This window comes from Wolbachia endosymbiont (group B) of Cyclophora punctaria, from assembly GCF_964028235.1.
In the GTDB taxonomy this organism is placed as follows: domain Bacteria; phylum Pseudomonadota; class Alphaproteobacteria; order Rickettsiales; family Anaplasmataceae; genus Wolbachia.
This window is the reverse complement of sequence record NZ_OZ034749.1, coordinates 1,497,667-1,512,078: the sequence shown is the minus strand read 5'-3', so window position 1 is coordinate 1,512,078 and position 14,412 is coordinate 1,497,667. Positions and strand designations below refer to the sequence as shown.

Below are 14,412 nucleotides of genomic sequence, written 5' to 3'. Positions count from 1 at the left end.
TTACTCCGCCTTTTGTTTAATGAAAACACGTTTTCCTTTGTAACTATTGTCAACTGCTATGTTGTGAGGCAACATGAATTCTCCAGTTGTTGCACATACCACAATATTCTTAGGCTTAATAGCATGATGAGAACGATGCATATTACGCCTTGATTTTGACTTTTTTCTCTTCGGAACTGCCAAAACTTACTCCAATTCAATTATATAACACAATTTATTAGTAGCATGTTTTTTACAAGAAGTAAATAGCGAAATAAGTAAGGTTTTCTTATACAATTCACTCTTATAAACTTAAACTCAAGCATTTTGATCAAAGTATATTGAACTTAAGACATATCTTGACTATACTCTGGCGAAGTTAATAAAAATTTTAATAAAATCAGTAAAACTAATTTTAGCTAAGATAAATGTAAAGTGAGTTCCTTTAATATAGACAGCGTTAGAATAATCGGTAGATGCTTTATCAACTTTCTGTTGAGGATTGGTAACGCATTTGTATTTTTTATTCAATCTCTATACCACTGCTTTATTCCTCCATATTATTTTAGCAATGTGGCAAGACAAATTATAGAGATAGGCTTTTTCTCTTTGCCAATTGTTGGGCTCACTGGAGTTTTTATAGGAGCAGTGATAGTTTTACAGAGTAGCTTAAGTGGTATATTGATTAATCAAGAACAAGTAGTACCTAAACTTGTTACGGTTACTATCATTAAAGAGTTAGGGCCAGTTTTGATCAGCTTAATAATGGTAGGAAAGGTTGGGTCCTCAATTGCAGCAGAAATTGGCACGATGCGCATCACTGAACAAATAGATGCACTTACAACTTTGGACATCAATCCTTTCAAATATTTAATTGTACCAAGAATTCTAGCGTCAGTTATAGTATTTCCAATACTTACAGTATGTGCAGATCTAATAGGAATATTTGGAGGGTATGTCACCGCAGTCTTTGAATTTAACCACAATTTAAATATATACATAAAATATACAGCTCAATTCTTTAATATGTACGATTTTATTGTTGGGCTAATGAAAGCGACTGCTTTTGGCGCCATAATTTCTGTTTCAAGTTGTTATTACGGTTACCATTGTAGGGAAGGTGCACGAGGAGTAGGTATTGCAACAACATCAACTGTTGTTATATCCTCTATATTGATAATTTTAGCAAATTACTTAATTACTTTAATACATGCATAGCCCCATAATATCAATATTGAATCTAAGCTTATCCTTTGATGATAGAACGATATTAAACAACATAACTTTCAATATATCGAAAGGAGAATCATTAGTCATACTTGGCGGCTCAGGAAGTGGTAAATCTGTATTAACAAAAATAATTATTGGATTACTGACACCAGACTCAGGGTCTATTAAAATAAATAGTAAAAGCAAAAATAAATTTGGAGTCTTATTTCAAAATTCCGCTTTGTTTGACTACGTTACAGTGTGGGAAAATATATCTTTTAATTATAAAAAACGCTTTAATATCAGCATAAAGGAGGCAAAACGCCTAGCAATCGAGAAGTTAAATGACGTTGGACTGGAAGAAAACATAGCAGAAATGTTTCCAGTAGAACTATCAGGTGGAATGAAGAAAAGAGTGGCACTTGCAAGAGCAATTGCACACAACCCAGAAATTATTGTATTGGATGAGCCAACTTCAGGATTAGACCCAATCATGTCAGATGTAGTAAACGAGATAATAATAAAATTATCTCAAGATCTTCGTCCTACAATTATCACGATTACACATGATATTCATAGTGCATTTAAAATAGCTGACAAAATAGCAGTATTATATGAAGGGGAGATCATTTTTCACGGAACTGTTCAGGAAATACAAAATACTAACAACGAATATATAAAAAAGTTCATTTATTGTATATAGCTACAGGTTTACAAACGATATTGTGGATGCTGTAACTAGCCTAACTTGAGATATCGACAACCTTCGGTCTGTTACTAGTGTAGTGCTACGGTGGTATAGTGTGTTAGCTATAAAACAGCGCATTAAATATAGATAAAGTAACTTGTATCAATTTTTATTATCATGCCAATTCCAACTGAAGAAATTTATTGAATTTATTACTTCACGCTAAAATAATATACTTTACTATTCAACAGCAATTACAACTGATGATTTTATTTCATTCCACTACCTGCTGACTTACTTTCTGCTTAGCATATCCATCAAATCAGATTCTTTGAGTTTACTATGGTCAACTTTACTGAACTTATTCACCATAGAGCTCATTTGATTATACTGCTTAATTAGAAGATTAACGTCAGTTACACTTGTTCCGGACCCCTTAGAAATTCTAAGTCTTCTTTTGCCATTTAAAATATCTGGATTTTGCCTTTCTTTTTCGGTCATTGAGTTTATGATGGCTATATATTTTTTCACTTTATTGTCGTCTGGCACACTGCTACTTAGCTTTTTTGTGAATGAACTAGGGATGAATTTCATTATGTTGCTAATGCCATCCATTTTACTCAGAGTTTTTAACATTCCCACTAGGTCGTTTAGGTCGAATTTACCCTTTTTTACTTTCTTTTGTAACTTATCAATTTCTTCCTGACCAACAATCTCAGCAGCTTTTTCAACCAATGATACAACATCACCCATGCTAAGTATCCTTTTTGCAATTCTATCGGGATAAAAATCATCGAGGTCACTTAATTTTTCACCACAAGCAATAAATTTAATTGGACAATCGGTGATCATTTTCATAGAAAGAGCAGCACCACCACGTGCATCACCATCAACACGGGTGAGAATAATGCCGGTTACACCTATTACCTCATTGAATGATTTGGCAATGTTGACCGCATCCTGGCCTATCATTGCGTCGGCTACTAAAATAACTTCTGCAGGTGAAGCTATTTCCTTTACGGCTTTCAACTCATTCATCATATTATTGTCAATATGAAGCCTGCCTGCGGTGTCTAGTATTAATACATCATAATTATCGTTCTTTGCTGCTGCCAGTGCCCTTTTTGTAATTGCAATAGGCTCCTCATTTATTACTATAGATAAAGTTTGTACGTCTATCTGTTTACCCAGCACCTCAAGTTGTTTCTGGGCAGCCGGCCTATAAATGTCTAAAGAGGCAAGCATCACTTTTTTCTTTTGCTTTTTTAGCTTTAAAGCAAGCTTTCCTGAGGTAGTTGTTTTACCTGCACCTTGTAAGCCCACCATCATAATCACAGCAGGGGGTTTAACTGCTAGATTTAAGTCACTTTTCTCTGATCCGAGAACTGCAACTAAATTATCCTGCACAATTTTAATTATCATTTGTGCTGGAGAAACACTTTTTATGACTTTTTCCCCAATCACTTTATCTTTAATGTCGTTGATGAATTTTTTTGCAACTTCAAGTGAAACGTCAGCTTCAATTAAAGCTATACGTATTTCACGCATGGCAAGATTAAAATCATCTTCAGAAATGATCGACTTTCCTCTCAGTTTACTAAATACAGAATTTAAACTTTCAGTTAACGATTTAAACATAATAGCATTAGTAGAATACTCATTAAAAAGAGAGAAGAAGCTGAAACAAAACTTACTGAGTTATAACTTAGCACTTCTTTAAGTTTAGTAATATTATTAAAGTATAAATTAGTAAGTGAATTAGTCAAGTTTTGCAGTACGTTGGCAGACATTTCTCTCACTTTAAAGACCAATTGATTGAACAACAAGATAATATAGGATATGAAAATTCTAAAAATCCAATCAACATCCATTTTAAAATTTACTCTCGGGTAAAATAACTTGCGTAAAGGAATAAACAATAAAGTGGTACATAGTAATAAATTAAATTGCGACAAAACATTTTTTGTGTTGTACACAAAATCGAAAATCGAAGGTTTATTGTAAATAGGTAAGTAAGGATTGCCAGCGATTACGCATATAAATGCTAAAATAATCATAGTCATTTTGCTTCCCCTCTCTGCTAAAGGTTTTGACTTACTTTTTGCAATAAATAAGTAATAAAGAAACTTTAGCCCCAAGCTTAAATGAAGCAGCAAATTTAGAAGCTTATATAAATTTTTATACCCTTTTAAGGCAACAGTGTTCATTTCAATTTCAGCTGTGATATATGATTTACTGATAAATCCAACGGTTCCAGGAAATGCAGCCATTGTAAGTATTGCGATTATAGCACACATGCCTTCCAATGACATCAGTTTACCCACTCCATTAAAACTAATTGTTTTTGTTTGTAAAATAATCGAATTACTGACCACAAACAATAATGATTGATAAACAAGAGAGAAGATTATATGCAGTATCAAAATTGGTATTGCTTTTTCCGAAGGACTGAGCAAACTTCCTGCAATAATCAGCAAGCCCATTTGTCCTACAACATTATAGCATAAAAATCTGCGAATATTTTGCTCAAGAGAAGCAAATATAATGCTGTAAATTGCAGTGATGGCGCCTACAAGCGCTAATATTTCAGTACAATCTTGCCATAGGTTATAAGTGTGTAAAAGCATCACTAAAAAAGAGACTTTAGTGGTAAATAAAGAGAGATATGTGGTGCCATGTAGCGATGCAGCAGGATATGCATCAACAATCCAAAACGAAAAAGGAAAACAAGCGCAGTTTATCAATAAACCCAAAATTATCAGGTTAGTGCTTTGAAGTGCCAATCCTACTATTAATATAACTCCAACGAAAAAGTGTACACAAGCGTACCTTATTGCAGGTCCACTATCTCTACAGCCAGATGCGATAGTAAAAAATGCACTGACAGTCATTAATTCACAGAATATTATAACCAATATCATATGTTCAGATAAAACTGCATAAAGTGAACTAATAGTGTAAGCAGCAAAAGATAGCATCTCTGAAAAAGTCAAATTTTGTACTGGTAGAACAGCTAAAAATGCAACTGATAAAAAAGATATTAGTACGATGCGAAAAGATAAATCAAAATTTAGAACTGGATGAGAGCAATTCAGTGTAGTACCTAAATTTTCAGGTAATATTAGGACTATCACTATTAATGTAGTCAATAGAAATAGCAATAAAAATTTATAAAGTTGCACAATGATGTAAAACAGTATGGTTTATGCTACCTCAACATACAAATAAAATCAATTTGCATATTAACCACTAGTTAAGCTAATTACCATATAATTATATCAGGGTTTAGAAGGTTATAGAGAAACCGGTCAGATTAGGTTTTTAATCTAATCTGACCGATAGCTTTAATAGTGAGGTAAGCTTTAATATAGCACTCCTAATTCACAGTGCTACACTCGTGCATAATTTATTTTTAATTTGTGCACGAGCGTTAGTAAATTATTTACTTTTTGAAATAAAGTTTGGCATCACTTTAATATCTAGAACTTCATTAAGTCTGTCAGTTGAGAGTTATTTACTCGCTTTCTCTTCAGTATTTGCATAAATATAATGGATCTGCCAGTTTTTAATGCACTCATTCGACTTTTATGCTCTTCGCAATATCTGATTCTATTAAAGAATTCTTCGTTAATTTAGTTTTTTATGTTTTTTGGATAATGATATAGATAGGTTCCGCTAACACGTAGTGGAATATTAAATTGTTTATCTATAGATCCCTGTATCAAGCACTGTAATGACGGCATTCGAGTAGAGATAATGGAACCAAGAGAGCTCTGAGTAGCTGTATAATGAAAATTAGATTATATAAAAACCTCTGACAACATATTCTGTGTTATATCATTGTCCATAACTGTGTAATCAATATTATATTTATCGAATTCATTGCGCATCCTAGTTAAATGTCCTTTATCATGATCCAAAAGAACACTTACGTAGCTCAAGCTATCATTAAAAAGATCATTATAAATTACTGGAAATTGAACTGTGTAGGATGTTGTACACTCATCTTGACCGTTATTATCTTTACAAAGGGACATTTTTCCTGTTTTGCCAGTATCATCTTTAGTAGAAATAAGAAATTTCATACCTACGTCTTCGTTTTTTGCTATAAACTCCTTACACTTTCTACTTTTTGCAGAACATGGTCCTATAGCTATAGAGTAGCTTTCTTTTGGAAGTGTGAATATTAACTGATGTGTCATAATACTACCTTAATAAAAATCATTATTGTAGTATAGATTTATTAATAAATAATATACATTATGGTATAATTAGTACAAAATAGGTTTAACCAATCTCAGTAGGACTGCCAGTTGGACCCATAAGAATTATTTGTTCACCTTTTTTAAAACATTTACATAAATTAGTGGAACCGCCAGTTTCAAGCACAATAGTGGAAATAAATCCTTTTTTTTTGTCTACTTCAGTGCCGGTTACTGCTATACCTTCCATAGCAAGGTTTGTATTATTGGCTTTTCTACTATTGGTTTCAAAATTTTGCAACCTAAAGAATTGTCCAGGTTTAAAATTCTTTGCCGCAAGTGGTGCTTTGATCACTATTTCCACAACTTTGTTTGTTAAATATTGAACTTTTATAACCTTTGCAGTGAATTGCTCTTTGATTTTATTGAAAAATTCTTTGTTAGCTAGGTGTTCTGATATTATTCCAGCGCGTGACGCTTTAGCGTGCAAATGCTGCAATTTGTAGGTAATTCGCATAGCAGGTGGTGTCGTGCAAATAGCTGACACTGGAATCCAGTTCTGACTATACAACCATCTGGTGTACTCATTCAAAATTAAGTTTTCTGGATTCCAGTGTCTGGGCACTGGAATGACATCTTTTTTGGTGAAAGTTACTCTTATATTACAACATTCATACAATTGTGCATGTGACTCCGAGATTCTAGCCGGAGTGACATAAATGAAGCTATTAACTCTATTCAAAAGCTGAGAAATGATAGGGTAACCATTCTTAGCGCTTGCCATAGCTTTGACTACACTGCCGCTATACGAGGGATGAAGATCACCAAAAAAGCTAATTGTTTTATTGCCTTCCTTATATACTAATATTCTATCTTTATCTCGCATCTTAGGAGAAAAGATAGGATCTATTTCTTTTCCCGATGAATTCAAATGAGTAAAATATCCGTTATTTAATTTAAAATGCTTTTTATCTTCTGTTGCAATAACTGTATTTGGTTCAGTACCTGCTGCTATAAAAATAGAACGTGCTTTTATATGCTTGATTTCATCAGATTTTGTGTCTATTAGTTTTATTGATTCAGCGTGGTTATATTTATCTATTACAACTTCAATCGGCTCTAAGTTTTCAATAAAGTAAATCCCTTCTGATAGTGCATTTTGCACCTCTTCGCTATTTAATCGATAACTTGGTGAATCTTTTAGCTCTTTTCTATATACAATTTTCACTCCCCCTAGACTTTGCATTAGTTCCAATATTTTTGCTTCTCTATTCTCTTTTTTTGCTGATTCTTGCTCTTTTCGGATCAATTGTGCATGCGATATCAGCTCATTTGCAAGTTCATATTCCTCTTCTTTCCAATCTTTTTCGACATATTTCTTTCCATACTTATCAACCAATATTTCATAACGAAGAAGAAATTTTTCTACTTGAATCGGATAGTAAGCTAAAACTTCAGTAGCAGTATCAATTGCAGTGAGTCCTGCACCTATGACAACTATCGGCATACGAACTTGCAGATTTGCTATAGAATCAAATTTAAGAGCGCCAGTCAGTTGTAACGACATAAGAAAGTCAGATGCCATGCGCACTCCACGGGCTAGTATGTTTTTTATTTTGATCATTCGTGGCTTACCAGAGCCAAGTGCCAAGGCAATGTGATCAAAACCCAAGTTAAATGCGTCATCAACAGTTATCGTGCTGCCAAAACGAATGCCTCCATAAAGTGCAAAATTCTCACGTCTTTCCAGCAGTAATCTAATAATCTTTAAGTAATTTTTATCCCACCTAGAAGTAATGCCGTATTCTGACACTCCACCAAACCCATCTGCCGTGCGTTCACTCAATTTTTCGTGTTCAAAACCTTTAATTAGCTGTAAATTATCGATCAAAGTTTCAATCTTTAGTCCGTCAATGGCGATAACGTTATGCCCATCGTTTAATAAATGATGAGCTAAATTAAAACCCGCAGGACCAAGGCCTACAACTAGGACGTTTTTTCCAGTGTTTCCTTTTGGCAATGGACGCTTAAAATTTAAAGGATTCCAACGGCTAAGCAGAGAATATATTTCAAATCCATACGGTAAACTAAGCACATCATCTAGAATCCTTGTTTCAATTGCTGGCACATTTACGGGTTCTTGTTTTTGATATATGCACGAATTCATGCAGTCATTGCATATTCTGTTTCCAGTAGCCGCACATAATGGGTTATCTATCATCACAATTGCAAGACTTGCTATGCTATATCCTTCGCTTTTTACCAGATTCATTTCTGATATTTTCTGCTCTAGTGGGCAGCCGTGCAGCTCAACTCTAAGTGGAGACTTTTTGAAAGTGTTGTCATCATTGATTAGCCCCTTTGAGCAGCTGTCCTTACTTTGCTTATGACAAAATATGCAGTAGTGAGCATTATCTAGTGCTTTATTCAAACTCACCTTTTTGCTTGTTAGATCAAAACCATATCTTCTTTTCACCTCATTTGAATACAGAACCTCAACCTCATCTACTTCTTTTTTCAAGAATGATACGAGATTTTCGTAATCAATTTTCTTATGTATGCTAAATAGTATACTCTGTTTATTTTTCACTCTCCAAACTGCATATTGAGCCGCAAGTTCTATTTCTTCTTTGTGATCCTCTTTATTTTCAAGCCAACTCATTACCTGCTCAGAAAAGTTTTTTTCTGTTGTCGGTAAAGTAATGAAACTATTTAATTTGTTAGTGACATAATCAATATTTGCTACATCAGTGTATTTCTTCAATGCATAACGCTGAACAAATAATCTTTTGCATCTGTATATTACAGCAAAGTCATTGTGTTTTTCCTTTAACTCTTCTACTTCTTTTTCAATATTGAAAAATTTTGCAATAAATTCATCAAGTAAATGTGAGAGATCCATTATTAACTGGCTATTACAACCATCTTTCATCCAAGCTGGAATCCATCCTTTTTGTTTTCTGGATCCCAGTGTCAAGCACTGGGATGAACACTGGGATGACATCGAAGAAGAAGCTGCTTTTTCTCTTGCTTCAACTAATGAATAAAACAAGCTTTCATCGCACGATTTTATGTAATCCAAAAACGCCTTATCTAACTTTATTAATTCACTACGAGTGTATAAGTTTGAAAATGAGATTTTGAAATTCAGTTGCATCTTTATACTATACAGTGTACATACTGTTTCTTATAGATGAAGATTTTATTTATCTTGCAGTTTTGCTAAGATTGTTGCTCCTGCAACCTCTTCTTTTCCAACAGATGCAACACACTTAAATTTGTATACACCTAAACGCAAACCTTCAAAGTTAGATTGAAGAATTAAGGTATCTCCTGGAGTGACTGGCTTTCTGAATTTTGCGTTTTCAATGGACATAAAGTATACAACTTTATTTTCTACTATTTTTTTACCGAGAACACATATAGCAGATGCCTGAGCTAAAGACTCAATTATCAAAACTCCTGGCATTATCGGATGGCCAGGAAAATGACCAATAAAAAATTGCTCGTTGAAAGTAACATTTTTGATTGCTTTTATACTTTTACCAGGTTCGCATTCTATAACCCTATCTACTAAGAGAAAAGGATAAGAATGTGGTAGTATTTTTATAATATTATTGATATTACATTGCATAAGCCTACTCAATGCTTTGCAAAGCAAATTCAGGTATTTCCTTGTTTACATTTTTTAATACCACATCCGATAAATCGACTTCATCCATGGAGTATAAAACTTGATTCTTTTTTGAAATAAATAGTACTAAATCTATATTGTTTTTTTCTGCCGTTCTTTTAGCAACTTCTTTTATCTTGTTAAAGACACTTTCTACTGCTTCTCGATAATTTTCTTCTAAATGTGACATTTTCTTGGCGTAATTATCCCTAACGCTTACAGTATGCTTACTAAATTGTTCCGTCTTTTCTTTTTTTGCTTCTTCTGACAAAAGGTCAAATTCTTCTTTCGATGGCTTAAATTTTTCCAACTCATTTTCAAATTCTTGCTGTAATCTAGAATTCTGCTCCTTTATTTGTTGTTGTATATTTTGCAGAGCCAGAGATTCATTGATAACTTTGTCACTATCAATAATGGCAGCCTTTGTATTAATCGCGCTCTGAGGTTGATACCCTACAAACTTATACCCCACAAATAAGGAAATAATTAAGGCAATAACTGATGTAAATAACTGTATATATTTCATTTAAATCCCCGCTTCAATAGAAATTTTAACGTTTGTCGATGGTATTATGTCATAAGCTTCCTTTACTAAAGGAAATCCAAAATCTAATCTCAGCCTACCAAAAGGAGAAGGCATTGAAAAGCCAAAACCTGGTGATACTCTTATAAGCTTACTATCGTAATATTTCCCACTATATCCCTTCTTTTCATCTAAACCAAAAAGTGTTGCATAGTCAACAAATAGTGAGCCTTTGATACCAGCATAGTCGTATAATTTAGATAGTGGAAAATCTACTTGCTGTGTTAAATTAAAATAAGTTTTGCCTCCCAATGAGCTTTTATTTTTGTCTTCTGCTCTTGGTCCAATGCCGGAAAGGTCAAATCCTCTAATCTCATTGCCACCTTTAAAGAAGTGCTGGCCAATGTTGAGCTCTTTATTAGTATAGGAAAAAATATGACCTGCTGCTACTTTAAAGCGCAATGTTATATCATCATCAATTTTGCTTAATATAGGGTGTGTATAAAAAGATAAGAATTCAGATTTTAGGAAATTTACATTTCCCCATAATCCTGAAATATCCTGACTTAAACGCAATAAATATCCCTCTTTAGGAGTATAGAGGTTATCCAGTTTATTGTACGCTAACGTGTATCCCACTGATGAAACCTGATACTCACCTTCTTGATCTCTTATTATCTCAGAGATATCCTCATCTTTTCCACCCTTATTGTCCATGTGTATGTGATTATACTTATAAGAATATTGAAAGGAATTGGTTAGATTTTCTGAGATTTTATATGATACTTTTGCTATTCCTCCCCAGTTGCAGGTATCGAAAGTAGTGTTTGGTTTGTCTTGTTTTTCATAAAAAATACTCATGCCTAGTGAAGTATCAGAATCGTTAAAATTATTTTCAACAGCGTCTATACTAGTAGAAAGAACATATTGACTTTTTTCAAGAGCAAAAGATACCTCTTTACCACTACCAAATAAATTACGATCTGTGAAATCGGTTTTAACAAATACTCCACCAGGAAGGGACATGCCACCTGTTAAAGATAACGAGGCAGTTCTTTTTTCTTTGACATTTAAATCAAGATTTACTGCATTTTCATCCACTATATAACTATTTATTTTTACTGTTTCAAAAAAATCGCTATATATAAGTTTTCTACGTGATTTTTGAATGTCAGATGTGTTATATGCGTCGCCTTCTGCTATGCTAAGTTTTCTTCTAATTACTTTATCTAAAGTGCGGTCATTACCATCAATAGTAATTTGGTTTATATAAATCTTTTTACCTGGTAGCACTTTGTAAGTTACATCCACAATATTGTTATGTTGTGTATATTCTGGATTAACTTTTGCAAATATATATCCTTTTTCGTTTAAATGTTTACTTATTTTTTCTGCTGTATTGTTAATTTTAACTCTATTAAATATTTGATTATTTTCCTCTTTGATAAATTCTAATATTTCTTCCCTTAAACTTAAATCCTGAATCTCAGTTTCAATATCAACTTCATTATTTCCAAATAAGTATTGCTGCTTTTCATCAATCAAAAAAGTTAACTCTATTTGGTTGTTATTATCAACCTCAACAATTGGTTGGATATTATTTTGAATATACCCCTTAGATGAATAGAAGCGATCAAGCAGTTCTGTGTTAATCAGTAGATATTGAGGTGAATAATGAGTTCCGCTTTTAAAAATGGCTCTAAATAACTTACTAAATATATCATTGCTATGCCTTTTGATAACTTGCTCTAGCTCATTTGCTGAAAAGTTTTTATTACCTATGAATCGTAAACCCTTAATTTTAGACGTTCTTCCTTCTTTTATCTTAAAAATTAGGTTTATCCTATTGCTACCAAGTTTATCTAGCTCATATGCAATTTTAACACCAATTTTACCACTGTTCCTATAAAGAGTAGCTAGATTTATTAAATCGTTTTGTAATTTTGTTTCAGTGAAAATAGTTAGTGATTTTGACTGGATAACGTTATTTAGCAACTCTTTACTGTTAAATAACTTATTGCCTTTCAATATTACTTTGTTAATCAATGGGTTCTCATGAATTTTTACTACTAAGTTTTTTTCATCATCGATATAGGCGTTAATACTAGCAAATAACTTTGTTTTGTATAAATCTTTTATAACTGAATCTACATCATCATCATTTATATGACTACCTGGTTCTAATTTTGTATAAAACCTTATTGTTTGATCACTTACTCGCTCATTGCCAATATACTTAATATTTTTTATCTGTACTTTTTCTTTATTTTCTAGAGCAACAAGTAGAGTGGGAAAAGAAATAAGTATTATTATTAGTATGTGAAATAACTTTTTCATATGTATCTTAAAAAAGATGCCTAATATCATTTGTGATTGCAACTGCCATCAACAAAAACAATATGGTAGCACCGAAAGTGACTGCATATTTTTGATATTTCAAACTCAAATCTCTACGTATAACTGCTTCTATAATATAATGAAATAAATGCCCACCATCTAGTAGTGGTATTGGCAGCAAGTTAATTGCAGCTAAATTAGCTGAAATAATTGCCATAAAATATAGAACCATCATAAGTCCCTTTTTAGCTGATTGCCCTGAATATTTTGCAATTTTTATTGGCCCACCTATTTCATTTATACTCCTTTTACCAACAACAATTTGAAAGAGTGCTTTGATTGTTAAACACATAGTGTGGTAGGTTTCATTCACTGATAGGCTAGCAGCTCCAAGAAAAGATGACTGTTTTAACCCTATCATATTAATTGAGGTAATTCCTATAGTTTTTCTTTCTATTATGTTACCAAAGACATCTCTATCCTCAACTGTAAACGGAGTTAGAATAGTTCTGTACTCTTTGTTATTTCTGCTATACTTAATTTCTATTCTTGTTTCAGGGTTGGACATTATCACGCGTGAAATATCTTCAAAGTATTTTATTTTGTACTCATTGATCTGTGTAATAGTGTCACCTGGTAATAGGCCAGCTTGCTTTGCTGCACTTTCTTCAATTACATTACCAATTACTGGTGGAGTACGATAATAACCTGCCACGCTGAAAAATATTGTGAAAGCTATAACGGTAAATATCATGTTTGCAAAAGGCCCTGCAAAAACTATTGCTGCTTTTTGATATCGAGGTTTTGTATGGAATGAGTATAATTTTTCTTCTTCAGTTAATTTTTGTTGATCAACAGGAACGCTTGCTGCATTAGTATCCCCTAACATTTTAACGTAGCCACCCAATGGAAAGGCACTTAATTTCCATCTAGTTCCAGACTTGTCGTTAAAACCAAAAATTTCAGGACCAAAGCCTATAGAAAAAGATTCAACTTTAACCTTGCATGCTTTAGCGACAATATAATGCCCACATTCATGCACGAATACTATGATAGAAATTATTAAAGAAAACGATAAAAAATAATATATTCCAGCGCTAAGTTGATGAGAAATTAATTCCACCTATGTTTTAAATCTTAATCAAACATTGAGTATATTAAAACGCGCCTTGCTTGACAAGTATTTAGTTTAGTCTTTAAATTAAAAAAAAGTTTAATGACAATGATAGATATCTCCTTATTAAGAAGAAAACTGATGTATAGGAGTTGGCATAGGGGTTGTAAAGAAACTGATATACTTTTAGGGCATTTTGCATTGAAATATCTTGATAAATTTTCCTTAAGTGAACTAATTGAATACGAAAAAATAGTTGATCTTGATGATTACGAATTATATTGTTACATAACTCGTAAGAAACTTCTCCCCCCTGATTTGAGTAGTGAGGTAGTCGATTTGATTGCTTGCTTTAATCACTTATGCACCCAATAATCTTGTTTACCCTATCTAATACTTCAGCATATTCTACTCTTTTTTCCTCCCTATACTTTTTGCATTCTTGATTTATTTCGTCTAATCGCTTTGTTAATTCTAAAATTTTGTCTTCGAGAGTCAATGCTGCAAGTAAGAAATTTAATGCATCTGAGCCCTTACCTCCAGTTCTTTGAGATATGGAGCTAACTAGCTTGTTGAAGCTATTAGCAAGTTGTAATAAATGGTCCTTCTTTTTACTTTCGCAAGATATTTTATATGTGTTATTACGTATAACTATTTCTACTACTTGCATATGATGCTATATTGTAC

Annotated in this window: 13 protein-coding genes; 3 read left to right on the top strand and 10 right to left on the bottom strand. The window is 32.8% G+C overall.

What is annotated here, in order from left to right; all coding sequences use genetic code 11:
• Positions 1-183, bottom strand: coding sequence for a 50S ribosomal protein L32 (gene rpmF / locus ABWU33_RS07195; protein ID WP_006014434.1), 183 nt, complete (start codon positions 181-183; stop codon positions 1-3).
• Positions 184-414: 231 nt separating this feature from the next.
• Here rpmF and ABWU33_RS07190 point away from each other — a divergent pair, with 231 nt between their 5' ends.
• Both ABWU33_RS07190 and ABWU33_RS07185 read left to right on the top strand, forming a co-directional pair.
• Positions 415-1,197: an MlaE family ABC transporter permease gene (locus tag ABWU33_RS07190; protein ID WP_211907701.1), complete on the top strand. Its 783-nt coding sequence runs from the start codon at positions 415-417 to the stop codon at positions 1,195-1,197.
• Positions 1,190-1,891 (top strand): ABC transporter ATP-binding protein, encoded by a 702-nt coding sequence (locus ABWU33_RS07185; RefSeq protein WP_211907702.1) that lies wholly within the window; start codon positions 1,190-1,192, stop codon positions 1,889-1,891. The genes ABWU33_RS07190 and ABWU33_RS07185 overlap by 8 nt, the downstream gene beginning before the upstream one ends.
• Before the next feature lie 279 nt (positions 1,892-2,170).
• Here ABWU33_RS07185 and ffh read toward each other — a convergent pair whose 3' ends face one another.
• The 8 genes from ffh to rseP form a co-directional block, all read right to left on the bottom strand.
• Positions 2,171-3,514, bottom strand: coding sequence for a signal recognition particle protein (ffh, locus tag ABWU33_RS07180; RefSeq protein WP_211907703.1), 1,344 nt, complete (start codon positions 3,512-3,514; stop codon positions 2,171-2,173).
• Positions 3,499-5,058 (bottom strand): proton-conducting transporter membrane subunit, encoded by a 1,560-nt coding sequence (locus tag ABWU33_RS07175; RefSeq protein ID WP_353280684.1) that lies wholly within the window; start codon positions 5,056-5,058, stop codon positions 3,499-3,501. Before ABWU33_RS07175 ends, ffh begins: the two co-directional genes overlap by 16 nt.
• A 618-nt stretch (positions 5,059-5,676) precedes the next feature.
• Positions 5,677-6,078 (bottom strand): hypothetical protein, encoded by a 402-nt coding sequence (locus ABWU33_RS07170; RefSeq protein WP_211907705.1) that lies wholly within the window; start codon positions 6,076-6,078, stop codon positions 5,677-5,679.
• Positions 6,079-6,163: 85 nt separating this feature from the next.
• On the bottom strand, positions 6,164-9,235 hold the full coding sequence (locus tag ABWU33_RS07165; RefSeq protein WP_353280683.1) for a WPE palindromic element domain-containing protein: 3,072 nt from the start codon (positions 9,233-9,235) through the stop codon (positions 6,164-6,166).
• Positions 9,236-9,280: 45 nt separating this feature from the next.
• Positions 9,281-9,712 carry a 3-hydroxyacyl-ACP dehydratase FabZ gene (gene fabZ / locus ABWU33_RS07160; RefSeq protein ID WP_211907707.1) on the bottom strand — a complete coding sequence of 144 codons (432 nt, stop codon included), beginning with the start codon at positions 9,710-9,712 and terminating at the stop codon, positions 9,281-9,283.
• Positions 9,713-9,716: 4 nt separating this feature from the next.
• Positions 9,717-10,277 (bottom strand): OmpH family outer membrane protein, encoded by a 561-nt coding sequence (locus ABWU33_RS07155; protein ID WP_211907708.1) that lies wholly within the window; start codon positions 10,275-10,277, stop codon positions 9,717-9,719.
• Complete coding sequence (gene bamA / locus ABWU33_RS07150; protein WP_264337807.1) at positions 10,278-12,611, bottom strand: outer membrane protein assembly factor BamA; 2,334 nt, start codon at positions 12,609-12,611, stop codon at positions 10,278-10,280. It lies immediately after the preceding gene.
• A gap of 7 nt (positions 12,612-12,618) precedes the next feature.
• Positions 12,619-13,734: an RIP metalloprotease RseP gene (gene rseP, locus ABWU33_RS07145; protein ID WP_250120231.1), complete on the bottom strand. Its 1,116-nt coding sequence runs from the start codon at positions 13,732-13,734 to the stop codon at positions 12,619-12,621.
• 99 nt (positions 13,735-13,833) lie between these two features.
• Here rseP and ABWU33_RS07140 point away from each other — a divergent pair, with 99 nt between their 5' ends.
• Positions 13,834-14,100, top strand: a complete 267-nt coding sequence (locus tag ABWU33_RS07140) for a succinate dehydrogenase assembly factor 2 (RefSeq protein ID WP_211908755.1) — start codon at positions 13,834-13,836, stop codon at positions 14,098-14,100.
• On the opposite strand, the gene ABWU33_RS07135 is transcribed toward ABWU33_RS07140, so the two are convergent.
• Positions 14,078-14,395: a cell division protein ZapA gene (locus ABWU33_RS07135; RefSeq protein WP_214249966.1), complete on the bottom strand. Its 318-nt coding sequence runs from the start codon at positions 14,393-14,395 to the stop codon at positions 14,078-14,080. The genes ABWU33_RS07140 and ABWU33_RS07135 overlap by 23 nt on opposite strands.
• Between the last annotated feature and the right edge of the window lie 17 nt (positions 14,396-14,412).